The sequence below is a fragment of the Pseudomonas sp. NFX183 genome (assembly GCF_047943075.1).
In the GTDB taxonomy this organism is placed as follows: Bacteria; Pseudomonadota; Gammaproteobacteria; order Pseudomonadales; family Pseudomonadaceae; genus Aquipseudomonas.
On the sequence record NZ_CP181333.1, the window covers coordinates 3,005,736 to 3,031,274 of the forward strand.

Genomic DNA, 25,539 nt, shown 5'->3' on the forward strand with positions numbered 1-25,539 from the left:
TCGGCGACCGCCCTTGCCAATGGCAAGAGGGCGGTCGCACGCGTGTGAGACGGGTTACCGGCGGGTCAGCAATACGCCGGATTCCATATGGTGCGTCCATGGGAACTGGTCAAACATCGCACACTGGGTGATCCGGTGCGTGTCATGCAGTTGCGCAATGTTCGCCGCCAATGTCTCCGGGTTGCAGGAGATGTAGAGGATGTTGTCAAAGCGCCGCGTCAGCTCGCAGGTGTCCGGGTCCATGCCGGCGCGTGGCGGGTCGACGAACACGCTGCCGAATTCGTAGCTTTTCAGGTCGATGCCATGCAGGCGGCGGAACGGGCGCACTTCGTTGAGCGCCTCGGTGAGTTCTTCAGCCGACAGGCGCACCAGGGTGACGTTATCCACCGCGTTTTCATCGAGGTTGCTCAACGCCGCATTCACTGAGGTCTTGCTGATTTCGGTCGCCAGCACTTTACGCACACGGGTTGCCAGCGGCAGGGTGAAGTTGCCGTTGCCGCAGTACAGCTCCAGCAAATCATCCGGACGATCGCCCAAGGCTTCATACGCCCAGTTGAGCATCTTCTGGTTCACCGTGCCGTTGGGCTGGGTGAATGCGCCCTCGGGTTGGCGATAGCTGAACGTGCGCCCGCCGACGGCGAGTTTTTCCACCACGTAGTCGTGGCCGATCACATCACGTTTGCCCTTGGAGCGGCCGATGATGCTGACATTCAAGTCGGCAGCGAGTTGGTTGGCGGCCGCGTGCCAGTGCTCGTCCAGCGGGCGGTGGTAGCACAGGGTGATCATCGCGTCGCCGGCCAGGGTGGTGAGGAACTCCACTTGGAACAGCTTGTGGCTCAAGGCCGCGCTGGCTTGCCAGGCGGCTTTGAGTTGCGGCATCAACTGGTTGATGCGCTGGCTGGCAATCGGGAATGCTTCGATCAGAATCGGCGTGCGCTTGTCGTCCTGGGAAAACATCGCGTAGTGGCGCTCGCCGCCTTCGCGCCACAGGCGGAACTCCGCACGCAGGCGGAAGTTCTGCAGCGGCGAATCGAAGACCTGCGGCTCGGGTGCGTCGAACGGTGCCAGCAGGTCACGCAAGCGCGTGACCTTGTCTTGCAGTTGAGCGGTGTAGCTTGCGGCGTCAAAAGTCATGCGTTGAACCAGCCCAGCTTGATCACAAACAGAATCGACAGGATCACCAGTGCCGGGTTCAGCTCACGGTAGCGGCCCGAAAGCAGCTTGATGGCGGTCCAGGCGATGAAACCGAAGGCGATGCCGTTGGCGATGGAGTAAGTGAAGGGCATCGCCAGGGCGGTGATCACCACCGGCGCTGCAACCGTAATGTCATCCCAGTCGATTTCGGCCAGGCCCGAGGTCATCAGCACGGCCACGAACAACAACGCAGGCGCGGTGGCGAAGGCCGGAACGCTGGCCGCCAGTGGCGAGAAGAACAGCGCCAGCAGGAACAGAATCGCGACCACTATGGCGGTCAAACCGGTACGGCCACCGGCGCTCACGCCTGCAGCGGACTCGATGTAGCTGGTGGTGGTCGACGTACCCAGCAGCGAACCGGCCATGGCCGCGGTGCTGTCGGCGATCAGCGCACGGCCCATTTTTGGCATGTGGCCGTCCTTGCCCATCAGGCCGGCGCGCTTGGCGACGCCGATCAGGGTGCCGGAGTTGTCGAACAGGTCAACGAACAGGAACGCGAAGATCACGCTGACCAGGCCGATATCCAGCGCGCCTTTGATATCCAGCTGCAGGAAGGTCGGGGCCAGGGACGGTGGCATCGAGATCACGCCGCCGAACGGGGTGACATTCAACAGGATCGAGACAATGGTCACGGCCAGAATGCCGATCAGCACTGCACCGCGTACGGCCAGGGCTTCCAGCGCAACGATGAGGATAAAACCAAAGGTGGCCAGGATAGGCGCCGGTTGTTTCAGGTCGCCCAGGCCCACCAGGGTGTTCGGGTTGCCGACCACGATACCGGCGTTGTGCAGGGCGATCAGCGCCAGGAACAGGCCGATACCGGCGGCAATCGCCGAGCGCAGGGGCAAGGGGATGCTGTTGATGATCCACTCACGGATGCGGAAGATCGACAGCAGGAAGAACAGCACCGCCGAAATGAACACCGCGCCCAGCGCCACTTGCCAGGTGTGGCCCATGTGCAGCACCACGGTGTAGGTAAAGAAGGCGTTGAGGCCCATGCCCGGCGCCAGTGCGATCGGGTAGTTGGCGATCAGGCCCATCACGGTCGAACCGATGGCGGCGGCCAGGCAGGTCGCGACAAACACCGCGCCCTTGTCCATGCCGGTCTCGCCAAGGATGCTCGGGTTCACGAACAGAATGTAGGCCATGGCCAGAAAGGTCGTGATCCCCGCAAGAATCTCGGTACGCACGTTGGTGTTGTGTGCTTTGAGTTGAAACAGCTTTTCCAGCATGCCGGCTCCCTGTGACGCTATTTTGCGTCGTTATTTGTTGACCTCTAAGTCAAAGCACAAACTGCGCCAAGCGCCTGTGGTTTCAGAGAGGATCGGAAAAAGCGGCGCATCATACCAGCAGCCGAAGGCCAATGGCGCATAGGCTTGGTTTTGTGGGTGGATGGCCTTGAGGCATACTGCGCCGACGTTTAATCCAGAGTCGTCAACAGCATGAAAAAAGCCAACGCCAGCAGTCTAGCTCTGTTCGCCATAATCGGCCTGGGGCTGGCGGCACCGGCTTGGGGCGCGACTGCACCGGCATTGAGCGAGGTGCGCGTGTTTAAAGTGGAGTCTGCCGGTTGCGCTGAAACCATCCCGGAGCGCGCGACCAGCACGCAGATGTGCACCCATCGCGGGCCCACCAAGGTGTCGGTGATGGAAGTCGGCCTGGGCAAAAGCCCGATGGGCCGTTTCGATGGCGCAGAGTTGAACGGGCAACGCTCGCCGATATGCCAGGTCGGCAACATCAGCCAGGCCTGTCATGGCGTGGGCACTGTGATGGGCTACATCTATGTGTTTGACCTGAACGTCCAGGCCCCGGGCTGGTTCGAGTACAGCAATTCCTCAATCAACGGCTCGCAAACCCCGCTGACGACGATGTTCAACATCCGCTGATCAATCCTCTTGAACGCTCAATACCCCGGGAAGTCGTACCCCTGAGACGGCGACTTTCCTGAACGCCGCGGATATACCCCAACCCGTGAGGTGTTTATGAGCGCAACCCCCAATGGCGCGGCGGCCAGACCGTTCGTCAGCCACCCGATTCGTCTGACCCTGAACGGCCAGGACCGCCAACTTGACGTGTTGCCGTGGACCACCTTGCTGGACCTGCTGCGCGAACAGTTGGACCTGGTCGGCAGTAAAAAAGGCTGCGACCACGGCCAATGCGGTGCCTGCACAGTGTTGCGCGACGGTAAACGCGTAAACGCCTGCCTGACCCTGGCGGTGATGTGCGATGGCGCCGAGTTGACCACCATCGAAGGCCTGGCCGATGGCGACGTGCTGCACCCGATGCAGCAGGCGTTTATCAAGCATGACGCCTTTCAGTGCGGCTATTGCACCCCAGGGCAGATCTGCTCCGCCGTGGGCCTGGCCAATGAAGGCCGCGCCCACGACACCGCGCAGATCCAGGAGCTGATGAGCGGCAACCTGTGCCGATGCGGCGCCTACAGCAACATCCGCGATGCCATCGAAGACGCTTTGCCGGCCTGCCGTGCCCAGGGAGGTGAGCAATGAACCCCTTCCAGTACAGCAAGCCAGCCGATGTGCACGAGGCCGTGCACATGAGCAGCGCGGCTTCACGCTTTATCGCCGGTGGCACCAACCTGCTGGACCTGATGAAAGAAAACATCAGCCGCCCCGAGCACTTGATCGATATCACCGGCCTGCCGCTGCAGGGCGTTGAAGAAACCGCCAGTGGCGGCGTGATGATTGGCGCGTTGGTGAGCAACGCCGACCTGGCCTGGCACCCTGTGATCGAGGCGCGTTACCCACTGCTGTCCCAGGCCATCCTGGCCGGAGCCTCGCCGCAGTTGCGCAACATGGCCAGCACCGGCGGCAACCTGTTGCAGCGCACCCGCTGCTACTACTTCTATGACGCCAGCGTGCCCTGCAACAAGCGCGAACCCGGCAGCGGCTGCCCGGCGCGCACCGGCTTGAACCGTATCCACGCGATCCTCGGCGCCAGCGAACACTGCGTGGCCACGCACCCGTCTGACATGTGCGTCGCCTTGGCGGCGCTGGAGGCGCGGGTGCATGTCGAAGGCCGTGCAGGTGCGCGCGTCATCGAATTTGCTGACTTCCATCGACTGCCCGGCGATACGCCGCAGCGCGACAACCTGCTGGCCGACGATGAGTTGATCACCGCCATCGAGCTGCCCGCCAACCAGCTGGCCAGTCACAGTCATTACCTGAAAATCCGCGACCGCGCCTCTTACGCGTTTGCCCTGGTCTCTGTGGCCGCCGCCCTCGAACTGGACGGCGACCAAATCATCGACGCCCGCGTTGCGCTTGGCGGCGTGGCGCACAAGCCTTGGCGTGACCGCGCGGTGGAAGCCTCGCTGATCGGCCAGACGGTCAGCCGCGAAACCTTCAGCAACGCCGCCGACGCCTTGCTGCAAGACGCCGTACCGCTGGAACACAACGGCTTCAAGATCAAGCTGGCGCGCCGTGCAATTATTCGCGCCCTGAGCGACGCCGCAATCGCAGGAGAACGCCCATGACCGCTATCGGCAAACCTCTGGACCGCGTCGACGGTCTGCTCAAGGTCACCGGCCAGGCGCGCTATGCCGGCGAGTTTCCAGGCAATGACTTGCTGCACGGCAGTGTGGTCTCCAGCACCATCGCCAAGGGCCGGGTTATCAAGATCGATGCCTCAAAGGCCCTGGCGCTGCCGGGCGTGGTCATGGTGCTGGATCACCACAATCGCCCCAAGCTTGCCAGCTACGATGACGCGTTCGCCGACGACGATGCGGCGGATGGCTCGCCGTTTCGCCCGCTCTACAACGACCGCGTCCTTTATAGCGGCCAGCCCTTGGCGCTGGTGATTGCCGACAACCTGGAGCTGGCGCGACATGCCGGTTCTCTGGTCGAGATCGAGTACGCAAGCGAAGCCTTTGAAACCGACTTGCTGGCCATGCAGGAGCAGGCGCACCCCTCGCCGCAAACGCCGCCCGCGCCCCGCGGCAACTTCCAGGCCGAGTGGAGCGCGGCTGCCGTCAGCCTCGACGTGCACTACAGCACGCCCATCGAACACCACAACCCGATGGAGCCCCACGCCAGTACGGTGCTGTATCAGCCGGACGGCACCCTGCATATCCACGACAAAACCCAGGGCCCGCAGAACTGCCAGGCCTATGTGCAAAAAATCTTCGGCCTGGATAAGAGCCAGGTGAGGATCTTTGCCGCGTTCGTCGGCGGCGCTTTCGGTTCCGGCCTGCGCCCGCAATACCAGTTGCCCCTGGCGGTGATGGCGTCCCTGGCGCTCAAGCGTTCGGTGCGCGTCACCCTGACGCGTCAACAGATGTTCACCTTCGGCTACCGACCGCGCACCTTGCAGCGGTTGCAGATGGGCGCGGCCGCCAACGGTCGGCTGCTGGCGTTGGGGCACACCGCGATTGGCCAGACCTCACGCTTTGAAGACTTCAGCGAGCACGTGGTGGAATGGAGCGGCATGCTCTACCACTGCGACAACGTGCAACTGACCTACAACCTGGTGCCGCTGGATGTGTACACGCCGCTGGACATGCGCGCGCCAGGCGCTGCGCTGGGCGTGATCGGCCTGGAGTGCGCCATGGACGAACTGGCCTGCGCCTTGGGCATGGACCCGGTGCAATTGCGCTTGATCAACTACGCCGAGCGCAACCAGAACGAAGACAAACCCTGGTCGAGCAAAGCCCTGCGCGAGTGCTACAGCGAAGGTGCCGAACGTTTCGGTTGGGGCCAGCGCAACCCGGAGCCGCGCAGCATGCGTGACGGCAACCAGTTGATCGGCTGGGGCATGGCTGGTGGCGTGTGGGAGGCCATGCAGATGAAGGCCAGCGCCAAGGCGAGCATCGACGCCGAAGGCAAATTGACAGTAAGCAGCGCCACCACCGATATCGGCACCGGCACTTACACGGTGATGACCCAGATTGCCGCGCAGGCCAGTGGTGTGGCGATGGGCGATATCCAGTTTTTGCTGGGGGATTCGTCCTTGCCCACCGCGCCTCTGCAGGGCGGCTCGTTTACCGTGTCGTCTGTCGGCACTGCCGTGCAACAGGCATGCGAAGCGCTGAACGCCAAACTGCTGAAGGTTGCCCGCCAGACGTATCCGGTGTTCAAGGACGCCGAGTCCGTGCGCTTTGAAGACGGCCAATTGCACACAGGCGATGTGAGTGTGTCGTTGGCCCAACTGGTTAAAGACAGCGGTGAGGACGCGCTGCAAGTGCAGGTTGACAGCGAGCCCGACAAAAAACGCGAGGGCTACGCCACGGCCACTCACTCGGCGGTATTTGTGGAAGTGCGGGTCGATGAAGACCTGGGCACCATCAAGGTCAGCCGCGTCGTCAGCGCGATTGCCGCCGGTCGCGTGGTCAACCCGAAGATGGCCCGCAGCCAGATCCTCGGCGGCGTGGTGTGGGGCATTGGCATGGCGCTGCATGAAGAGACGCAGATCGACCATCACCTGGGGCGCTACATGAACCATAGCCTGGCCGAATACCACATCCCGGTGAATGCCGACATTGGCGAGATTGACGTGATCTTTGTCGAAGAACACGACGACGTCGTCAATGCCCTGGGCTCCAAAGGCGTGGGCGAAATCGGCATTGTCGGAGTGGCGGCGGCGGTGGCGAATGCGATTTATCACGCCACCGGCAAACGGGTACGCGACTTCCCTATCACCCTGGATAAGGTGCTCTAGCACACACCTCAAAACCACGGTGGGAGCGGGCTTGCTCGCGGAATCGGAGCGTCAGTCAGTGAATGTATCGACTGACGCACCGCATTCGCGAGCAAGCCCGCTCCCACATTTTTTTGTAGTCCTGCACCCAGTCAGGCGGCGGTGCTCAGACCTTCGCCGCTTCAGCCTTCGGCTCTTCCACCGGAACATGCATCCGGTCGCGATTGGCCAGGGTTGGGAACAGTTTTATCCACACCCCGGTCACCAGCAGCGTGCCGATCCCGCCCATGACCACGGCGGGCACGGTGCCGAACCAGTGGGCGGTGATCCCCGATTCGAACTCGCCCAGCTGATTGGACGCGCCGATAAACAGGCCGTTGACCGCACTGACGCGGCCGCGCATTTCATCCGGCGTTTCCAGTTGCACGAACGACGCACGGATCACCATGCTGATCATGTCCGCCGCGCCCAGCACCACCAGCACCGCCAGGGAAAACCAGAACGATGTCGACAGGCCGAACGCGATGGTCGCCACGCCAAACACGCCGACGGCAGTAAACATCACGCGCCCGACATGCCGGTCCACCGAGAACCGCGCCAGCCACAACGACATCAACAACGCACCCACCGCCGGTGCCGAGCGCAGCAGGCCCAGGCCCCAGGCGCCGGTCAGCAGGATGTCCTTGGCAAACACCGGCAGCAACGCGGTGGCACCGCCCAGCAGCACGGCGAACAGGTCCAGAGAAATGGCGCCGAGGATGTCCGGGCGGCTGCGGATAAAGCGAATCCCGGCCAGCAGCGAGTCCATGGTGGCCTTGGCTTTGTTCAGCGGGGTCTGGCGCGCGGGCAGGTTGAGGGTCAGCACGCAGGCGATCAGGTACAGCGCCACTGTCGGGCCGTACACCCACACGCTGCCGAATGCGTAGAGCAAACCGCCCAAGGCTGGCGCGACGATGGTTGCCAGTTGCTGCGCCGATTGCGACGAGGCCACGGCCCGCGGGAACAGCGCGCTGGGCACGATGCTCGGCAGCAGCGCCTGGGTGGTCGGCATTTCAAACGAACGCGCAGCGCCCAGCAGGAAGGCGAGGATAAAGATCATCTCGCGCGTCACGTTGCCGGTCAGGCCGCCGATGGCCAGGGACAAGGCGATCAGCGCCTGCACAGTCTGGCAGATGGCGGCAACCTTGCGCCGCTCATAGCGATCGGCCACATGCCCGGTGTGCAGCATGAACAATACGCGTGGGATGAATTCCACCAGGCCGACCAAGCCCAGGTCCAGCACGTTGCCGGTCAGTTGGTAGAGGTTCCAGCCGATGGCCACGGTGAGCATCTGGAAGCCGCTGGCGGTGAAGATCCGAGCCAGCCAGAACGCGATGAAAGGGCGATGGTGACGCAACAGCAACGCAGGTTCACTCGTAGGCATCGGAATTCAGGTCGGGAGCAGAGGGAACGGCGAGATTAGCATCATGCTGTAACAAATAGTTGCAAGGGTTTGCTGTGCACCGGCATGAGGCAAGCTGTCACGCGGCAAAAGACCACGCCGTCCTACAGCGAAAATGGGACTACTCTTTGAGCAATGCTTGATCCAGATCAAAACCGGCCCCGGGATTGTTCTGGAGGCCGAAAGGCCCGATTCCCTACGTGGTTGGTTAAAAAAAGAAACGAATTGAAATTCGCCACACTCCATATCCGTGGGGGCAGTGGGTGCAGGCTTCCAGCCAGCAGCCGGTATTACCTGACAGAGGAAGACTTATGTTCGGTTTGGAGGCGCTAGATCTCGCCCGAATTCAATTCGCATTCACTATCTCGTTCCACATCCTGTTCCCGGCGATCACCATCGGCCTGGCCAGTTACCTCGCGGTGCTGGAAGGTTTGTGGCTCAAGACCCATAACGACACCTACCGTGACCTCTACCATTTCTGGTCGAAGATCTTTGCCGTCAACTTCGGCATGGGCGTGGTCTCGGGCCTGGTCATGGCCTACCAGTTCGGCACCAACTGGAGCCGCTTCTCGGACTTCGCCGGCGCGGTAACCGGGCCGTTGCTGACGTACGAGGTGCTCACGGCCTTCTTCCTGGAGGCGGGTTTCCTCGGCGTGATGCTGTTCGGCTGGAACAAGGTGGGGCGCAAGCTGCACTTTTTTGCCACGGTGATGGTGGCCGTCGGTACGTTGATTTCGACCTTCTGGATTCTTGCGTCCAACAGCTGGATGCAGACCCCGCAAGGCTTTGAAATCGTCGACGGACGCGTGATTCCTACCGACTGGCTGGCGGTGATCTTCAACCCGTCCTTCCCGTACCGGCTGATGCACATGGCCACGGCGGCCTTTGTGGCCACGGCGTTCTTCGTCGGTTCGTCGGCGGCCTGGCACCTGCTGCGCGGCAAGGACAACCCGGCGATCCGCACCATGCTCTCGATGGCAATGTGGATGGCGCTGATCGTGGCGCCTATCCAGGCGGTGATCGGTGACTTCCACGGCCTGAACACCCTCAAGCACCAGCCGGCGAAAATCGCCGCGATTGAAGGCCACTGGGAAAATATCGGCAACGAGCCGACGCCGCTGATCCTGTTCGGCCTGCCCGACATGAAGGCCGAAAAAACCAAATACGCGGTCGAAATTCCTTACCTGGGCAGCCTGATCCTGACGCACTCCCTGGATAAACAGGTGCCGGCGCTCAAGGAGTTCCCGCCTGAAGACCGTCCCAACTCGACCATTGTGTTCTGGTCGTTCCGGGTCATGGTTGGCCTGGGCTTCCTGATGATATTCACCGGCCTGTTCAGCCTCTGGCTGCGCCGGGGCGACAAGATGTACACCTCCAGGCCGTTCCTGTACCTGGCGCTGTGGATGGGCCCGTCCGGCCTGATCGCGATTCTCGCCGGCTGGTTCACCACCGAAATCGGCCGCCAGCCGTGGGTGGTCTACGGCCTGATGCGCACGGCGGATGCGTCCTCCGGGCATAGCCTGGCGCAGATGACGATCACCCTGGTGCTGTTCGTGGTGGTGTACTTCGCGCTGTTCGGCGCAGGGCTGGGCTACATGATGCGCCTGGTGCGCAAAGGGCCGCAGACCCACGAAGGCAGCGAGCCAACCCATGGTGGCCCTGGTCAGAAACGCACGCCGGCCCGTCCGTTGTCCGCCGCCGATGATGGCAGCGATGACGACCACGCCCACATTCAGCACAAGGGGAATTGAGATGGGTATTGATCTTCCGCTGATCTGGGCCGTGATCATCATCTTCGGCATCATGATGTACGTGGTCATGGACGGCTTCGACCTGGGTATCGGCATTCTCTTTCCGTTCATCCCAGGCAAAGTCGACCGTGACGTGATGATGAACACGGTCGCCCCGGTGTGGGACGGCAACGAAACCTGGCTGGTATTGGGCGGCGCGGCGTTGTTCGGCGCGTTCCCGCTGGCCTACTCGGTGGTGTTGTCGGCGTTGTACCTGCCACTGATCCTGATGCTGATCGGGCTGATCTTCCGTGGCGTGGCCTTCGAATTCCGTTTCAAGGCCAAGGACGACAAGCGCCACTTGTGGGACAAGGCGTTTATCGGCGGTTCCATTGCGGCGACCTTCTTCCAGGGCGTGGCATTGGGGGCGTTCATTGATGGCATTCCGGTGGTCGACCGCCAGTTTGCTGGGGGCTCGCTGGATTGGCTCACGCCGTTCACGATGTTCTGCGGCGTTGCGCTGGTCATCGCGTATGCCTTGCTCGGCTGCACCTGGCTGATCATGAAGACCGAGGGCAAGTTGCAGGAGCAGATGCACAACCTGGCGCGGCCATTGGCGTTCGTGGTGTTGGCGGTAATCGGCGTTGTCAGCCTGTGGACGCCTCTGGCGCACCCGGAAATCGCCTCGCGCTGGTTCACCCTGCCGAACCTGTTCTGGTTCCTGCCGGTGCCGATTCTGGTACTGGTGACTATGTACGGCTTGATCCGCGCGGTGGCGCGAAATGCGCACTACACGCCGTTCCTGCTGACGCTGGTGCTGATCTTCCTCGGCTACAGCGGCTTGGGTATCAGCCTGTGGCCGAACATCATTCCGCCGTCGGTCTCCATCTGGGACGCCGCTGCACCGCCGCAAAGCCAGGGCTTCATGCTGGTGGGCACGTTGTTCATCATCCCGTTCATCCTGGGCTACACCTTCTGGAGCTACTACGTGTTCCGCGGCAAGGTCACCCACGAAGACGGCTATCACTAGGAGGGTCGTTTCATGTCCGGCAAACCTTCGTTGCACGAGATCGAACAGGCCGAGAAACAGCCGTTGTGGCGGCGCCTGGGGTGGCTGGCGATGATCTGGACCGGCAGCGTGCTGGCCCTGTTTGTCGTGGCCAGCCTGATGCGCATGTTCATGAGCGCGGCCGGCCTGACCACCCACTGACATCCCAATCCGGGCCTCGCGGCCCGGCTTTTCAGCCCTGCCACTCGCAAGAGCGGCGGGGTTTTTTTATTTGCGCGCTTTGAGAATCACAAACTTCGGCGTGGCCGCGACTTGCTCGACGCCACGGAACAGCTTCGCCAGCTTGCTGTGATAGCCCAGATGGCGGTTGCCGACGATATATAGCGCGCCACCAACGACCAGGGCGTCACGCGCCTGCTGGAACATGCGCCAGGCAAGGAAGTCACCGACCACCTGCTGCTGGTGGAAGGGCGGGTTGCACAGCACCACGTCCAGCGACTGCGGCGCCTGGCCGGCCAGGCCGTCGTCGGCGCGCAGGGTGACCTCGCGAGCGCCCAGGGCGGCCTGCCAGTTCTCGGCCGCCGATTGCACGGCCATGTAGGACTCATCCACCAGCGTGTAGTGCGCGTCGGGGTTTTGCAGGGCGCTGGCGATCGCCAATACACCGTTGCCGCAGCCCAGGTCGGCCACGCGGGCGCTGCCGAGGCTTTTTGGCAGGTGTGGGAGGAAGGCGCGGGTGCCGATGTCCAGGCCTTCGCGGCAGAATACGTTGGCGTGGTTGAGCAATTCGATGGCCGGTGCGTCCAGGGTGTAGCGGGTAGGGTAGGGCGACACGGCGGTTGGGCGAGCCTCTGCGGTGGCGATCAGCAGCCGGGCTTTTTTGACCGCAAGCGAGGCGTGCATCGGCCCGATGTAGCGCTCCAGCAGTTCACCGGCGGCCCGTGGCAGGTGTTTGATCATCGCCCCTGCGATCACTTCGGCGCCTGGCGCCAGCTGGCCTTGCAGGCGAATCAACTGTTCTTCGAGCAAGGCCAGGGTTTTCGGCACGCGGATCAGCACGCGGTCGAAAGGCCCGGTGGCTACTTGCGAGGCTGGCACAAACGCTACGGCGTCAAACGCCTTGGCGTTGCGCACCAGGTTTTTCTCAAGGCCAAGGGCTGCCAGAAACGAATCGCCACTGGAGGTCACCTGCACCTGGCCTTCGAGGCTGGCCGCCAGGGCACCGAAGCTGTCATTGAGCACCAGCACGCGGGTTGCCGAACTCAGCGACTGTTCGGCCAGGTAGTTGAGCAAGTACTCATCGGCGGCATCAAAGGCCTGCAGCGGGTCATTGTGTTGCTCTGGCTGGCGAATCAGATCGAGCTGGGCGAAGGGGCTGTCAAGCAGGGGCATGGCGGGGGAGGCTCTGGTCATCGATGGGCGTTCGACGGGCGTGGTACCCGGCGTAACCGTCTGAGTGTACGGCGAGGCGGCATTAAAGGCGCAGCTTCAACACTCAGAATTGGCCGTAAATGTTACGTTTTTTTCAGGGGGATTACATGCGGTGTTTCCAGCTTGGCTAAAACCACCCCGCTTTTGAGGCGCGCAGTACAGCTGCGATCTTGTTGGTAACGCCCAGTTTTTTCAGGCAACTGCTGATATGAAAGCCCACCGTACGCTCCGACAGGCACAGAATCGTGGCGATTTCCGAGGCGGTCTTGCCGATGGCTGACCATCTGAGAATTTCTATTTCCCGTGGGGTCAGTTTGCAAGGCGGCGTGATACTCGGTGTGTCGGCATATGTTTGCGCTACAACGGCGTGCATGGCGTGACACAACCACAGTACCTGGCCTGCTTTCTCGTACAGCTCTTCAGGGCTGACGTTGCCGGTACTTCGGGCCAGGGTCAGCATGCTGAACACACCCTGGAAGTCATGCACGGCTTGAGTCCATCCCAGATGCACGCCAAACGATTGGGCCAGCGTCCATAGATGCGGCGCGGTGCTGAACGTTTTTTCATCCCAGACCAGCGGCATTACGCTGCGTTTGCAGTGGGCGACTACGGGATCCACATCAAAAAAATGCGCTTGGTTATAAAGTGTATTCCATTCATTTGGATAGTTGTTTAATCGAATAGGTTTTGTTTGGTTAGCAGGTTGTTGGGAACTCATCGTAAATGAGCAATATTCAAAACCGAGCTGGAAAGTTTGATTGACGATCATCTCGTAAACAGTGGTGATCTTATTCTCGCCTTCCAGTTTTGGGAGTCTCGTGTTGCGCCAGTTAACCATAGGGTGAATCTCCATGGGGTAGGTGTGAGTTGGGTACGTCCTGGCTCCCAATGCGCCACGAACAGGAGTGTAGGATAAAGACTACATATTGAGATGAAAAAGATGTCAGTAAGATCGGCTATTTAAACTTCTTGAACTTGTACAACAACTGGGCTTTTGTGAAGGTTAGTTGCTGGATGAAGAAAACTTATTGATTTTAATAGGTTGCGGAAACGGCCGATTCAGGGCTGTTTTTATGAACGCCATCATCTAATGGCCTATTGGATGAGGGGCGATAGCTAAATAGTTAGTGTGAGCACGACATTCCCGACGAAGGTGCAATTGCCTCGAAAACATCAGCGTTTCACTGGCGTTACATTTGCGAATGCCCGAGCAATGAAAATGCCAGTACAAACCACCGGTGTTTCCCAGCGACGCTTTGAGGGACACTAGGGCACCTGTTCAACGGAGCCCCCCATGACGGCCAGTGCTGAGAAATTTACCCGCCAGACCTTGCTCGACGTGCAATCGCTGACCCCCAGCCTGTTTACCTTGCGTACCACTCGCGACCCGGGTTTTCGGTTTACCGCCGGCCAGTTCGTGCGCCTGGGGGTGAACACGGCGGATGGCAGCACCGTGTGGCGCGCTTATTCAATCGTGTCCTCACCGTTCGACGAGCACCTCGACTTCTTCTCCATTGTCGTTCCGGGTGGCGAGTTCACCAGTCAATTGAGCCGCCTGCGAGTGGGCGACACCTTGATGGTCGAGCGCCAGGCCACAGGCTTTCTGACGCTGAACCGATTTGTGGACGGGCGAGATTTGTGGCTGCTGGGCACTGGCACAGGCGTGGCGCCGTTCCTGTCGATCCTGCAGGACTTCGAGGTCTGGGAGAAATTCGAGCGCATTGTCCTGGTGTACAGCGCCCGCGAGGCCAAGGAGCTTGCGTATCAGGAACTGATCCACGCGCTGGGCGAGCGTGAGTACCTGGCCGAGTATGCGCACAAGCTGGTCTACATCCCCACCGTCACCCGCGAGCAATACCCTGGCGCCTTGAACGGTCGCATCACCACCTTGATCGAGAATGGCGAACTGGAGCGCGCGGCCGGCGTCGAGTTGACCCCCGAACACTCCCGCGTGCTGATTTGCGGCAACCCGCAGATGGTCGACGACACGCGCCAATTGCTCAAGCAACGCGACATGCAACTGAGCCTGAGCCGGCGCCCGGGCCAGGTGGCAGTGGAGAATTACTGGTAATACGGCGCATAAAAAAGGCGCCTGCAACAGGCGCCTTTTTTGCCAAACCCGTGCCGGTTAAAGCGGCTTGTCGTTCTGTGCCTTGAGCAGATCGCGGATCTCGCCCAGCAGCACCTCTTCCTTGGTCGGCGTCGGCGGCAGGCTCGGGGCCACAGCCTCTTCACGCTTGAGGCGGTTGATCGCCTTTACGCCCATGAAGATTGCAAACGCGACAATCAGGAAGTCGACCACGCTCTGGATAAACTTGCCGTAGGCCAACACCACCGCGGGGACGTTGCCCTGAGCGGCCTTGAGTGTGATTGCCAAATCGCCGAAGTCCACACCACCGATCAACAGACCGAGAGGCGGCATCACGACGTCGCCTACAAACGAGGAAACAATTTTGCCGAAGGCGGCGCCGATGATGATACCGACGGCCATATCGACCACATTGCCTTTGACCGCGAAGGCCTTGAACTCACTGATCACGCCCATAGGTTATTCCTTGTTACAGATGAGAAGGGTGGAGGTCAGTGTAAGTCAGTCGTAGAGGGCTTGCGCGACACAACCGTTAACACTGTCAGTTTTTATCGACACATTAAAACGCAAATAGTTTGCAAAGTGCCACCAATCGCGCGCGAAATACTCGCTATTTCAGTGGCTTACAATCGTATTTTCTTAATCGTCCCGGTGGGGTTTTTCTATTTATCTTCTGCGTCGCGGGTCACTAGCCTCTGGCAAGCACAACTGAATGTGCACTAGAAAAACCAGAGGAAACCTCGATGAAGAATCCAATCAAGCGCCGCCCGGTTATCGCGCGACACGCGCTGATACTGGCGAGCGCCAGCCTGCTTTCACTCTCCGTACACGCTGCCAACCTGACCCGCGATAACGGCGCGGCGGTGGGCGACAACCAGAACTCGCAAACGGCCGGCGCCAATGGCCCGGTGCTGTTGCAAGACGTGCAACTGATTCAAAAACTGCAACGCTTTGACCGGGAGCGCATTCCCGAGCGCGTGGTGCATGCCCGTGGCACCGGCGCCCACGGCACCTTCACCGTCACTGACGACCTCAGCGACCTGACCAAGGCCAAAGTGTTCGCGGCAGGCGAGGCCACGCCAGTGTTCGTGCGCTTCTCGGCCGTGGTGCACGGCAACCACTCCCCGGAAACCCTGCGCGATCCACGCGGCTTTGCCACCAAGTTCTATACCGCCGAAGGTAACTGGGACCTGGTCGGCAATAACTTCCCGACGTTCTTTATCCGCGACGCTATCAAGTTCCCGGACATGGTTCATGCGTTCAAACCCGACCCACGCACTAACCTGGATGACGATTCCCGCCGTTTCGACTTCTTCTCCCATGTTCCAGAGTCCACTCGTACACTCACCGAGTTGTACTCCGACTCCGGCACCCCGGCCAGTTATCGGGAAATGGACGGCAACGGCGTACATGCCTACAAGTTGATTAATGCCAAGGGCGAAGTGCACTACGTCAAGTTCCACTGGAAGAGCCTGCAAGGCATCAACAACCTCGATCCCAAGCAAGTCACCGAAGTGCAAGGGCGTGACTACAGCCACATGACCCATGACTTGGTTACCCACATCAACAAGGGTGACTTCCCCAAGTGGGACCTGTATGTGCAAGTGCTCAAGCCTGAGGACTTGGCCAAGTTCGACTTCGACCCGCTGGACGCCACTAAAATCTGGCCGAACGTACCGGAACGAAAAGTCGGGCAGATGGTGCTGAACCGTAACCCGGCGAATGTCTTCCAGGAAACCGAACAAGTGGCCATGGCGCCGGCCAACCTGGTGCCAGGTATCGAGCCTTCTGAAGACCGCCTGCTGCAAGGCCGGGTGTTCTCCTACGCCGACACGCAGATGTACCGCCTGGGCCCGAACGCCCTGCAACTGCCGATCAACGCCCCACGGGTAACCGTTAACAACGGTAACCAGGACGGCGCGATGAATGCAGGCAAAACCACTACCGGCGTGAACTACCAGCCAAGCCGCCTACTGCCGCGCGAAGAGCCGCAAACCGCGCGCTACAGCCAGTCGGCGCTGTCGGGCAGCACCCAGCAGGCGAAGATCCAGCGTGAGCAGAACTTCAAGCAGGCCGGTGACTTGTACCGCTCGTACAACAAGAAAGAGCGTCAGGACTTGATCGACAACTTTGGCGGCTCGCTGGCCACCACCGATGACGAGAGCAAGCACATCATCCTGTCGTTCCTCTATAAGGCCGACCCGGAGTACGGCACCGGCGTGACCAAGGTCGCCAAGGGTGATTTGGCTCGCGTGAAAGCGCTGGCAGAAAAACTCACTGACTGACGTTGGTTCCGGTCGGCGCCCTTGTACGGGCGTCGACCCCTGGCAGGAGAACACCCCCATGCGTATTTCGATTGGTTTACTGATGGCGATGCTGGCCTTTGTCGCCCATGCCGAGTCGCCTGACCCGCTCGCGCTCAAGGCGCAGTTGCAGGACTACTATTTCGACGCCGCCCGCCGTGGCGATATCGACATGCTCAACACCTTCATCGAGTCCGGCTACAGCCTCAACACCCAGGACGACAAGGGCTACACCGCGCTGATCCTCGCCGCCTATCACGGCCAGGGCCCCTTCGTGGAGCGCCTGCTCAGCGCCGGCGCCGACGCCTGCGTGCAAGACAAACGCGGCAACACCGCCCTGATGGGCGCCATCTTCAAAGGCGAGCTGAAAATCGCCCAGCGCCTGCTGGCCACCGACTGCAACCCCGACCAACGCAACGGCGCCGGGCAGACCGCGGCCATGTACGCCGGGTTGTTCAAGCGCGTCGAACTGCTCGATGAACTCAAGGCCAAAGGCGCCGACCTCAACGCTGAAGACCCGATCGGCAACAGCGCTTCACGATTGGCCAGTGGTGAAATTCGGACCCCGGCGCCGCGCTGAGCTATCATCCCGGTTTTTCGGTTGGAGGTTCTCAAATGGCAAAGGCCAAGCGCATGTACGGCTGCACGGAGTGCGGCGCGACCTTTCCCAAGTGGGCCGGCCAATGCACCGAGTGCGGCGCGTGGAACACCCTGACGGAAACCATGATCGAAAGCGGCGGCGCCGCAGCGCCCACCGGCCGTGCCGGCTGGACCGGGCAACAGGCGCAGATCAAGACCCTGGCCGAAGTCAGCGTCGAAGAAATTCCGCGTTTCTCCACCGCGTCCGGTGAGCTCGACCGCGTGCTTGGCGGCGGCCTGGTGGACGGCTCGGTGGTGCTGATCGGCGGCGACCCGGGCATCGGCAAATCGACCATCCTGCTGCAAACCCTGTGCAGCATCGCCAGCCGCATGCCGGCGCTGTACGTCACCGGCGAAGAATCCCAGCAGCAAGTGGCGATGCGCGCCCGCCGCCTGGGCTTGCCCCAGGACCAACTGCGGGTGATGACCGAAACCTGCATCGAAAGCATCATCGCCACGGCGCGCATCGAAAAGCCCAAGGTCATGGTGATCGACTCGATCCAGACGATTTTTACCGAACAGCTGCAATCGGCGCCGGGCGGCGTCTCCCAGGTGCGCGAGAGCGCGGCGCTGCTGGTGCGTTATGCCAAGCAGAGCGGCACGGCGATCTTCCTGGTCGGTCATGTGACCAAAGAAGGCGCGCTGGCCGGTCCGCGGGTACTCGAACACATGGTCGACACCGTGCTGTATTTCGAGGGTGAATCCGATGGCCGTTTGCGGTTGCTGCGGGCGGTGAAGAACCGCTTCGGCGCGGTGAACGAACTGGGCGTGTTTGCCATGACCGACCGTGGGCTTAAAGAAGTCTCCAACCCCTCGGCAATTTTTCTCACACGCGCACAAGAAGAAGTCCCAGGCAGCGTGGTGATGGCAACGTGGGAAGGCACCCGCCCGATGCTGGTGGAAGTGCAGGCGCTGGTGGATGACAGCCATTTGGCCAACCCGCGCCGCGTGACCCTCGGCCTGGACCAGAATCGTCTGGCGATGCTGCTGGCGGTGCTGCACCGTCACGGCGGCATTCCCACCCACGACCAGGACGTGTTTCTCAACGTGGTCGGTGGGGTGAAAGTGCTGGAAACTGCCTCCGACCTGGCGTTGATGGCAGCGGTGATGTCCAGCCTGCGCAATAAACCGTTGCCCCACGACCTGCTGGTGTTTGGTGAGGTCGGCCTGTCGGGTGAAGTACGCCCGGTGCCGAGCGGCCAGGAGCGTTTGAAGGAGGCGGCCAAGCACGGCTTCAAGCGCGCGATTGTGCCCAAGGGCAACGCGCCCAAGGAAATGCCGGCAGGGTTGAAGGTGATCGGTGTAACCCGCCTGGAGCAGGCGCTGGATGCACTGTTCGAATAATTCATGGATCAGTCAGGGATGAGTGCAATGCACAACTCGAACCGCTGGGCAGCCGCTGCCCTGTTCATGGCCTTGGTAGGGTTGCCGATGGGCGCTTTGGCCGAGCCGGCCAAGCTGCCGGTCGGTTACCGATCGGCCCAGACGTTGGCAACGCAAGACGCCAGCGTGTTGCAGGTACTGGAAGACCAGCGCATCAGCGCCCAGTTGCACAAAGACAGCTGGGGCAATGGCCTGGATGAGGAGTCGTTTGACGAGCCCGGTGATCTGGTTGAACACCCGCTGCTCAACGCCCGACTGCGCTTGCTGTCGGCGTCCGGAGAAGTGCTGGCAAGCGAAGAACTCGGCTACCCCTTGGCCCAGGTGGAGAAGGCCCCCATCAAAGGGCTGCCGGAACCTGTGTATTTTTTGACCATCGATCAAACCGCGCCGATGGGCAGCTACAGCGGCCCCGCGACGCACCTGCTGCTGCCGAGCCGGCAGCAACTCACGCCGCTGAATTACAAGGGCGCCGACGCTAAGGTCGAGCCGCTGACCCTGGCCCAGACCGGCAAAGCCGCCTGGCAGATCGCCACGCCAGCCGCCGGTGGTACGGATGAGTTACTGCAGGTCTCGTCCTTTATGGACGGTGATGGCGACGATGATTTCGCAACCCGCTACACGACCTATCGTTTTATCGATGGGCAATGGCAGGCTGTGTCGCGTCAGAAGGCGGGTTATTGGGACACGGAAAGCGACTTCCCCCCGAGTGCCGCGTTTCCCTGACTGTCGCTTTTGCGTGAGAGAGTCACTACCAAAAGATCATTTTCAACGCCAAGGCAATCACGACTACGTTGAAAGCGAGCTTTAATACCTTTTGGCTTTTGCCGCTGCACAATATTGAATTGAAATGAAGATTTGTAATCAGTAGACATGTCTCAGTGATACCGCAGCGTTCGCCGATGCCATTCACGGTGCACGACACAAAGGTAGCGCCTGCTTCGATGGATGCCAGTGTATTGGCCATTGCCAAACCTCTGTCATCATGGAAATGCACTTCTAAGTCAACGTTGGGTAATGCCTGTTTAATCAGCTGAACTGTGGATCGAACCTTGAAAGGCTCACAGATGGGTTTTCAAATCTCTAACAATGCGCCCAGCTCACGCTCCAGTTCTTCCTGATCGCCGAGGTTCAGTTCGATCAGCCGGCGTAAATGGCTGATCGAGTCCAGGTCAATGTGTTCGCACACAAAACCCAATTGCCCGTGATCGTCATGGGCCAGCTTCACCTGCATCTTTATATGCGCCTGCGGGTCAAGGCGGATGTCCACGTCGAACGACTCCGTGCGATTGCCCTGCCAGTCATCCGGGCGTTGCACCAGCAAACCTTTGAGCGACACGTCCACCAATTGCACCGGCCAATTCCAGCCGTTCTGCGCGATGGTGGTTCGTGCATCGAAGGCGATACGCCGAAAATGGCGTCGATCGGACGACTGTTCGTTCATGCTCAAATCCTCTGTGGATAGAAGGATTGTAGCCCGGCGTCATCATCGAGCTTTTATTTGTGCTTTTTTTGCCCGTGCAAGGCTCTAGACCAATGTAGGGGGGTGGTCTTTAAAGCCAACAGCGCTAAACTCGGATTCGCTGTCCTTTCTGTCCACCCTGGCTGGAATATAAAAATGAAAAATAATAATAGCCTGCTACGCCACCTACCCTGGCTGGTGCTGGCAATCGTAGGAGCGTGCGCCCTGGGCGTAGTGGCCTTGCGCCGCGGCGAGGCGATCAACGCCTTGTGGATTGTGGTCGCTGCTGTGGCCATCTACCTGGTTGCGTACCGTTACTACAGCCTGTTCATCGCTAACAACGTGATGCAACTCGATCCACGGCGGGCCACCCCCGCAGTGCTTAACAATGACGGTCTGGACTATGTGCCGACCAACAAACACATTCTTTTCGGTCACCACTTTGCGGCGATTGCCGGTGCAGGCCCGCTGGTCGGCCCGGTACTGGCGGCGCAAATGGGCTACCTGCCCGGCACCCTGTGGCTGATTGCCGGCGTGGTGCTGGCCGGTGCAGTGCAAGACTTCATGGTCCTGTTCCTGTCCACCCGTCGCAATGGCCGTTCCCTTGGCGACATGGTTCGCGAAGAGATGGGCCGCATCCCGGGGACCATCGCGCTGTTTGGCTGCTTCCTGATCATGATCATCATCCTCGCGGTGCTGGCGCTGATCGTGGTCAAGGCCCTGGCCGAGAGCCCATGGGGCATCTTCACCGTAATGGCGACCATCCCGATTGCGATGTTCATGGGCGTGTACATGCGCTACATCCGCCCGGGCCGCATTGGTGAAATCTCAGTGATCGGCGTGCTGTTGCTGCTCGGTTCGATCTGGCTGGGCGGGCAGATTGCCGCTGACCCTGTATGGGCCAAGGCGTTCTCCTTCACCGGGATCCAAATCACCTGGATGCTGATCGGCTACGGCTTCGTTGCCGCAGTACTGCCGGTGTGGCTGATCCTGGCGCCGCGTGACTACCTCTCCACCTTCCTCAAAATCGGCACCATCATCGCCCTGGCGATCGGCATTCTGGTCACCATGCCAGAGCTGAAAATGCCGGCGCTGACCCAGTTCATCGACGGCACCGGTCCGGTGTGGAAGGGCGGCCTGTTCCCGTTCCTGTTCATCACCATCGCCTGTGGCGCGGTTTCGGGGTTCCACGCGCTGATTTCCTCGGGCACCACGCCCAAGTTGCTGGATAACGAAGTCAACGCCCGTTACATCGGTTACGGCGCGATGCTGATGGAATCGTTCGTGGCCATCATGGCAATGGTTGCCGCGTCGGTGATCGAGCCTGGCGTGTACTTCGCCATGAACAGCCCGGCCGCCGTGGTTGGCGGTGATGTGATGGCCGTGGCACAAACCGTCAGCAGCTGGGGTTTTGCGATTACGCCGGAAGCGCTGCAAGCAGTGGCCCATGACATTGGCGAAACCACCATCCTGGCACGTGCCGGCGGTGCGCCGACCCTCGCGGTGGGTATCGCGCAGATCCTGCACAGTGTGTTGCCGGGTGAAAACACCATGGCGTTCTGGTACCACTTTGCGATCCTGTTCGAAGCGCTGTTCATCCTGACGGCGGTTGACGCCGGTACCCGTGCCGGTCGCTTCATGCTTCAGGACTTGCTCGGCTCCTTCGTGCCGTCGCTCAAACGTACCGAATCCTGGACCGCCAACCTGATTGCAACCGCAGGTTGCGTGGCAATGTGGGGTTACTTGCTGTACCAAGGCGTGATCGACCCACTGGGCGGCATCAACACCTTGTGGCCGCTGTTCGGTATCTCCAACCAGATGCTGGCCGGGATTGCGCTGATGCTCGCCACGGTCGTGCTGATCAAAATGAAACGCCAGCGCTACATCTGGGTGACCATGCTGCCGGCGGTCTGGCTGCTGATCTGCACCACCACGGCGGGCTTCATCAAGCTGTTCGACGCGAACCCTGCGATTGGCTTCCTGTCGCTGGCCAAGAAGTACAGCGATGCCCTGGCAGGCGGCCAGATCCTCGCGCCGGCCAAAAACATCGACCAGATGCAACACGTGATCTGGAACGCCTACACCAACGCAACGCTCACGGCGCTGTTCCTGTTCGTGGTGTTCAGCATCCTGTTCTATGCGCTCAAGGTCGGCGTCGCCGCCTGGGGCAACAAAGAACGTACGGATAAAGAAGCCCCGTTCCAGGCGGTTCCGGACGCGTAATCGAGGATTGCAACCATGTTCAATGACATCAGTCGCCTCGGTAAATACCTCGGTCAGGCCGCGCGCCTGATGGTCGGCATGCCCGACTACGACACCTACGTCGAGCATATGCAAACCAAACACCCGGACAAACCGGTGATGGACTACAAGGCGTTCTTCCGGGAGCGCCAGGAAGCCCGTTACGGTGGCAAGGGTGGGCCCAAGTGCTGCTGACCTGCCTTTTGGGTTAGCGCAATTGCCCTGTGAACGCAGGGCTTTATGTGGGAGCTGGCTTGCCTGCGATAGCATCACCTCGGTCTGATTGAAAAACCGAGTGGTCTGCATCGCAGGCAAGCCCGCTCCCACATTTGTTTTGTGTTCCTTCAGTCATTTCATCTGAAAAGGAGAATTTTTTTGTCCTCTCCCATTCCCGTCACCATCCTCAGCGGCTTTCTCGGCGCCGGCAAAACCACCTTGCTGCGTCACCTGCTCAAGGCCGAGCACGGCCTGAAAATCGCCGTGATCGAAAACGAATTCAGTGACGCCGGTATCGATACCCAACTGTTGGGCGCCGAACCGGTGCAAGTCATGACCCTGTCCAACGGCTGCGTGTGCTGCACCATCCACACCGACCTGACCAAAGCCCTGTACCTGCTGCTTGAACGCCTGGACAGCGGCGAGATCGCCTTCGACCGGCTGGTGATCGAGTGCACCGGCCTGGCGGATCCTGCGCCCGTTGCCCAGACCTTTTTTATCGATGAAGAGTTGCGCGAGCGCTACATCCTCGACGGCATCATCACCCTGGTGGATGCGGCGCACGCCGAGCACCACCTGACCCAGACCATCGCCCAGGCTCAGATCGGTTTTGCCGACCGCTTGCTGGTGAGCAAGCGCGACCTGGTGGACGAGGCCACCTTCGACGCCCTCAGCCAGCGCCTGACCCGCATCAACCGCCGCGCGCCGATACGCTTGGTCGACCACGGCGCCATCGACCTGGCTGAATTGCTGGATGTACGCGGCTTTAACCTCAACGCCGGCATGAGCCTGCGCCCTGTCAGCGCCGCACCGTCCATCGACCGCATCTCCAGCCTGGTGCTGCGCACCGACCAGCCGCTGGATATCGACCGCCTCAGCGCGTTCATGAACGAACTGCTGGAAGACCACGGCAAGCAACTGCTGCGCTACAAGGGTGTGCTGAACATTGCCGGCGAAGACCGGCGCATGGTGTTTCAGGGCGTGCTCAAACTCTACGGGTTCGATTGGGATACCGAATGGGCCGAGGGCGAGGCGCGCGAGAGTGTGATTGTGTTTATTGCCGATGAGTTACCGGAAGACAAAATCCGCGACGGCTTTGCCAAGGTCTACCAATCCTGACTTGAAACACGGTCCACTGTGGGCGCTGGCTTGCCTGCGATTGCGGTGGATCAGGCAATGATGTGCCCGCTGACAGGCCGCTATCGCAGGCAAGCCAGCTCCCACAGGTGATTGCATTTCAAGTTGAAATTTGGCCATAAAAAAGCCCGGCGCTAAGGCCGGGCTTTTTGTTCAAGCTATTGCAATCAAGCGCCGTACACCGGCAGCTTTTTGCAGATGGCCTTGACCTTCTCACGCACCGCGTCGATCACAGCTTCGTTGTTCAGGTCAGCCAGGATGTCGCAGATCCAGCCGGCCAGTTCCTTGCACTCTGCTTCCTTGAAACCACGCGTGGTCACCGCCGGAGTACCGAAGCGCAGGCCGGAGGTGACGAATGGCGAACGTGGGTCGTTCGGCACGGAGTTTTTGTTCACGGTGATGAAGGCTTTGCCCAGGGCGGCGTCAGCGTCTTTACCGGAGATGTCCTGCTTGATCAGCGACAGCAGGAACAGGTGGTTTTCAGTACCGCCGGAGACCACGTCGTAGCCGCGTTCGATGAACACACCGGCCATGGCCTTGGCGTTTTTCACGACTTGCTGCTGGTAAGTCTTGAACTCAGGCTGCAGGGCTTCTTTGAAGCAGATCGCTTTGGCGGCGATGACGTGCTCCAGCGGGCCACCTTGAGCGCCTGGGAATACGGCGGAGTTCAGCTTCTTCTCGATCTCGGCGTTGGCGCGCGCCAGGATCAGGCCGCCACGTGGACCGCGCAGGGTCTTGTGGGTCGTGGTGGTGACCACGTCAGCGTAAGGCACCGGGTTCGGGTAAACGCCTGCGGCGACCAGACCGGCTACATGGGCCATGTCAACGAACAGGTAAGCGCCAACCTTGTCGGCGATAGCGCGAAAGCGTGGGAAGTCCAGGATCTGCGAGTAGGCAGAGAAACCGGCCACGATCATTTTTGGCTTGTGCTCGACTGCCAGACGCTCGACTTCGTCGTAGTCGATCAGGCCGTTGGCATCGATACCGTATTGAACGGCGTTGTACAGCTTGCCGGAGGAGGAAACGCTGGCGCCGTGGGTCAGGTGACCGCCGTGGGCCAGGCTCATGCCCAGGATGGTGTCACCGCCTTGCAGCAGGGCCAGGTACACGGCGCTGTTGGCTTGGGAACCGGCGTGTGGCTGGACATTGGCGTAATCGGCGCCGAACAGTTCCTTGGCGCGGTCGATGGCCAACTGCTCAACCACGTCGACGTACTCGCAACCACCGTAGTAGCGCTTGCCAGGGTAGCCTTCGGCGTACTTGTTGGTCAGAACCGAACCTTGAGCCTCCATGACCGCAGGGCTGGTGTAGTTTTCCGAAGCGATCAGCTCAATGTGCTCTTCCTGGCGCACGGCTTCTTGCTCCATGGCGGCAAAGAGATCGGCGTCGTACTTGGCAATAGTCAAATCACGGCTGAACATGGCGGTCCTCAAGGATCGGGGGCAGAAAAGGAGGGCATTCTAACCCAATGGGTTTTAGATGGCATATGAAAGGACATCATGTCGCGGACAAGTGGGGCTCATCTGGGGATAAGCGGTGACTGTGCTGGCCCTATCGGGGGCAAGCCCCCTCCCACACTTGAACGAGTTCCCTCTCTGAAATGCGCTCGAGTGTG

At 60.6% G+C, this 25,539-nt stretch carries 24 protein-coding genes; 15 read left to right on the forward strand and 9 right to left on the reverse strand.

Translation table 11 applies throughout. From position 1 onward, the window contains the following. Positions 1–54: 54 nt before the first annotated feature. Positions 55–1,134 (reverse strand): tRNA (uridine(54)-C5)-methyltransferase TrmA, encoded by a 1,080-nt coding sequence (trmA, locus tag ACM530_RS13900; RefSeq protein ID WP_145162254.1) that lies wholly within the window; start codon positions 1,132–1,134, stop codon positions 55–57. Continuing rightward, on the reverse strand, positions 1,131–2,426 hold the full coding sequence (locus tag ACM530_RS13905; protein WP_145162251.1) for an NCS2 family permease: 1,296 nt from the start codon (positions 2,424–2,426) through the stop codon (positions 1,131–1,133). Before ACM530_RS13905 ends, trmA begins: the two co-directional genes overlap by 4 nt. Before the next feature lie 210 nt (positions 2,427–2,636). Between ACM530_RS13905 and ACM530_RS13910 the strand changes: the two genes are divergently transcribed. The 4 genes from ACM530_RS13910 (at position 2,637) to ACM530_RS13925 (ending at position 6,867) form a co-directional block, all read left to right on the forward strand. Continuing rightward, the gene (locus ACM530_RS13910; RefSeq protein WP_262206737.1) at positions 2,637–3,080 is read left to right on the forward strand and encodes a YolA family protein; all 444 of its coding nucleotides are present in this window, start codon (positions 2,637–2,639) and stop codon (positions 3,078–3,080) included. A 96-nt stretch (positions 3,081–3,176) separates the two neighbouring features. Further along, the gene (locus ACM530_RS13915; protein ID WP_145162245.1) at positions 3,177–3,701 is read left to right on the forward strand and encodes a (2Fe-2S)-binding protein; all 525 of its coding nucleotides are present in this window, start codon (positions 3,177–3,179) and stop codon (positions 3,699–3,701) included. Beyond that, positions 3,698–4,687: an FAD binding domain-containing protein gene (locus ACM530_RS13920; protein WP_416364976.1), complete on the forward strand. Its 990-nt coding sequence runs from the start codon at positions 3,698–3,700 to the stop codon at positions 4,685–4,687. The genes ACM530_RS13915 and ACM530_RS13920 overlap by 4 nt, the downstream gene beginning before the upstream one ends. Next, positions 4,684–6,867, forward strand: a complete 2,184-nt coding sequence (locus tag ACM530_RS13925) for a xanthine dehydrogenase family protein molybdopterin-binding subunit (RefSeq protein ID WP_262206735.1) — start codon at positions 4,684–4,686, stop codon at positions 6,865–6,867. The genes ACM530_RS13920 and ACM530_RS13925 overlap by 4 nt, the downstream gene beginning before the upstream one ends. A gap of 145 nt (positions 6,868–7,012) precedes the next feature. Here the strand turns inward: ACM530_RS13925 and ACM530_RS13930 are convergent, their stop codons facing one another. Beyond that, complete coding sequence (locus tag ACM530_RS13930; protein ID WP_145162236.1) at positions 7,013–8,269, reverse strand: MFS transporter; 1,257 nt, start codon at positions 8,267–8,269, stop codon at positions 7,013–7,015. A gap of 329 nt (positions 8,270–8,598) precedes the next feature. Here ACM530_RS13930 and ACM530_RS13935 point away from each other — a divergent pair, with 329 nt between their 5' ends. Genes ACM530_RS13935 through ACM530_RS13945 form a run of 3 tightly spaced genes read left to right on the forward strand, consistent with a single transcriptional unit; the run spans position 8,599 to position 11,227 of the window. After that, positions 8,599–10,038, forward strand: coding sequence for a cytochrome ubiquinol oxidase subunit I (locus ACM530_RS13935; RefSeq protein ID WP_106579300.1), 1,440 nt, complete (start codon positions 8,599–8,601; stop codon positions 10,036–10,038). A gap of 1 nt (position 10,039) precedes the next feature. Further along, complete coding sequence (gene cydB / locus ACM530_RS13940; protein WP_124418507.1) at positions 10,040–11,047, forward strand: cytochrome d ubiquinol oxidase subunit II; 1,008 nt, start codon at positions 10,040–10,042, stop codon at positions 11,045–11,047. 12 nt (positions 11,048–11,059) lie between these two features. Continuing rightward, positions 11,060–11,227 carry a DUF2474 domain-containing protein gene (locus ACM530_RS13945; protein WP_071489954.1) on the forward strand — a complete coding sequence of 56 codons (168 nt, stop codon included), beginning with the start codon at positions 11,060–11,062 and terminating at the stop codon, positions 11,225–11,227. Between the two features lie 66 nt (positions 11,228–11,293). On the opposite strand, the gene ACM530_RS13950 is transcribed toward ACM530_RS13945, so the two are convergent. Further along, a complete protein-coding gene (locus tag ACM530_RS13950) occupies positions 11,294–12,418 on the reverse strand; it encodes a methyltransferase (protein ID WP_145162233.1) in 1,125 nt (374 codons plus the stop codon). A 166-nt stretch (positions 12,419–12,584) separates the two neighbouring features. Then, positions 12,585–13,295, reverse strand: coding sequence for a helix-turn-helix transcriptional regulator (locus ACM530_RS13955; protein ID WP_416364977.1), 711 nt, complete (start codon positions 13,293–13,295; stop codon positions 12,585–12,587). A gap of 456 nt (positions 13,296–13,751) precedes the next feature. Here ACM530_RS13955 and ACM530_RS13960 point away from each other — a divergent pair, with 456 nt between their 5' ends. Beyond that, positions 13,752–14,528, forward strand: a complete 777-nt coding sequence (locus ACM530_RS13960; protein ID WP_404485099.1) for a ferredoxin--NADP reductase — start codon at positions 13,752–13,754, stop codon at positions 14,526–14,528. A 57-nt stretch (positions 14,529–14,585) separates the two neighbouring features. Here the strand turns inward: ACM530_RS13960 and mscL are convergent, their stop codons facing one another. Beyond that, positions 14,586–15,002 carry a large-conductance mechanosensitive channel protein MscL gene (gene mscL, locus ACM530_RS13965; RefSeq protein ID WP_106579295.1) on the reverse strand — a complete coding sequence of 139 codons (417 nt, stop codon included), beginning with the start codon at positions 15,000–15,002 and terminating at the stop codon, positions 14,586–14,588. 287 nt (positions 15,003–15,289) lie between these two features. Here mscL and katB point away from each other — a divergent pair, with 287 nt between their 5' ends. Genes katB through ACM530_RS13985 form a run of 4 tightly spaced genes read left to right on the forward strand, consistent with a single transcriptional unit; the run spans position 15,290 to position 19,594 of the window. After that, on the forward strand, positions 15,290–16,831 hold the full coding sequence (katB, locus tag ACM530_RS13970) for a catalase KatB (RefSeq protein ID WP_242200363.1): 1,542 nt from the start codon (positions 15,290–15,292) through the stop codon (positions 16,829–16,831). Between the two features lie 58 nt (positions 16,832–16,889). Beyond that, on the forward strand, positions 16,890–17,429 hold the full coding sequence (locus ACM530_RS13975) for an ankyrin repeat domain-containing protein (protein ID WP_145162225.1): 540 nt from the start codon (positions 16,890–16,892) through the stop codon (positions 17,427–17,429). Positions 17,430–17,464: 35 nt separating this feature from the next. Further along, the gene (gene radA / locus ACM530_RS13980) at positions 17,465–18,832 is read left to right on the forward strand and encodes a DNA repair protein RadA (protein WP_017139308.1); all 1,368 of its coding nucleotides are present in this window, start codon (positions 17,465–17,467) and stop codon (positions 18,830–18,832) included. A 27-nt stretch (positions 18,833–18,859) separates the two neighbouring features. Next, a complete protein-coding gene (locus ACM530_RS13985) occupies positions 18,860–19,594 on the forward strand; it encodes a hypothetical protein (RefSeq protein WP_242200365.1) in 735 nt (244 codons plus the stop codon). 25 nt (positions 19,595–19,619) lie between these two features. Here the strand turns inward: ACM530_RS13985 and ACM530_RS13990 are convergent, their stop codons facing one another. Both ACM530_RS13990 and ACM530_RS13995 read right to left on the reverse strand, forming a co-directional pair. Beyond that, a complete protein-coding gene (locus ACM530_RS13990) occupies positions 19,620–19,937 on the reverse strand; it encodes a hypothetical protein (protein ID WP_416365095.1) in 318 nt (105 codons plus the stop codon). A gap of 6 nt (positions 19,938–19,943) precedes the next feature. Then, on the reverse strand, positions 19,944–20,312 hold the full coding sequence (locus ACM530_RS13995; RefSeq protein WP_242200367.1) for a PilZ domain-containing protein: 369 nt from the start codon (positions 20,310–20,312) through the stop codon (positions 19,944–19,946). Between the two features lie 174 nt (positions 20,313–20,486). Here ACM530_RS13995 and ACM530_RS14000 point away from each other — a divergent pair, with 174 nt between their 5' ends. The 3 genes from ACM530_RS14000 (at position 20,487) to yjiA (ending at position 23,906) form a co-directional block, all read left to right on the forward strand. After that, on the forward strand, positions 20,487–22,553 hold the full coding sequence (locus ACM530_RS14000; RefSeq protein ID WP_106579291.1) for a carbon starvation CstA family protein: 2,067 nt from the start codon (positions 20,487–20,489) through the stop codon (positions 22,551–22,553). Between the two features lie 15 nt (positions 22,554–22,568). Continuing rightward, positions 22,569–22,766 (forward strand): YbdD/YjiX family protein, encoded by a 198-nt coding sequence (locus tag ACM530_RS14005; protein ID WP_003194308.1) that lies wholly within the window; start codon positions 22,569–22,571, stop codon positions 22,764–22,766. A 180-nt stretch (positions 22,767–22,946) separates the two neighbouring features. Next, positions 22,947–23,906: a GTPase gene (yjiA, locus tag ACM530_RS14010; RefSeq protein ID WP_416364978.1), complete on the forward strand. Its 960-nt coding sequence runs from the start codon at positions 22,947–22,949 to the stop codon at positions 23,904–23,906. A 185-nt stretch (positions 23,907–24,091) separates the two neighbouring features. Here the strand turns inward: yjiA and glyA are convergent, their stop codons facing one another. Further along, positions 24,092–25,345 carry a serine hydroxymethyltransferase gene (gene glyA, locus ACM530_RS14015; RefSeq protein WP_145162219.1) on the reverse strand — a complete coding sequence of 418 codons (1,254 nt, stop codon included), beginning with the start codon at positions 25,343–25,345 and terminating at the stop codon, positions 24,092–24,094. Positions 25,346–25,539 lie beyond the last annotated feature (194 nt).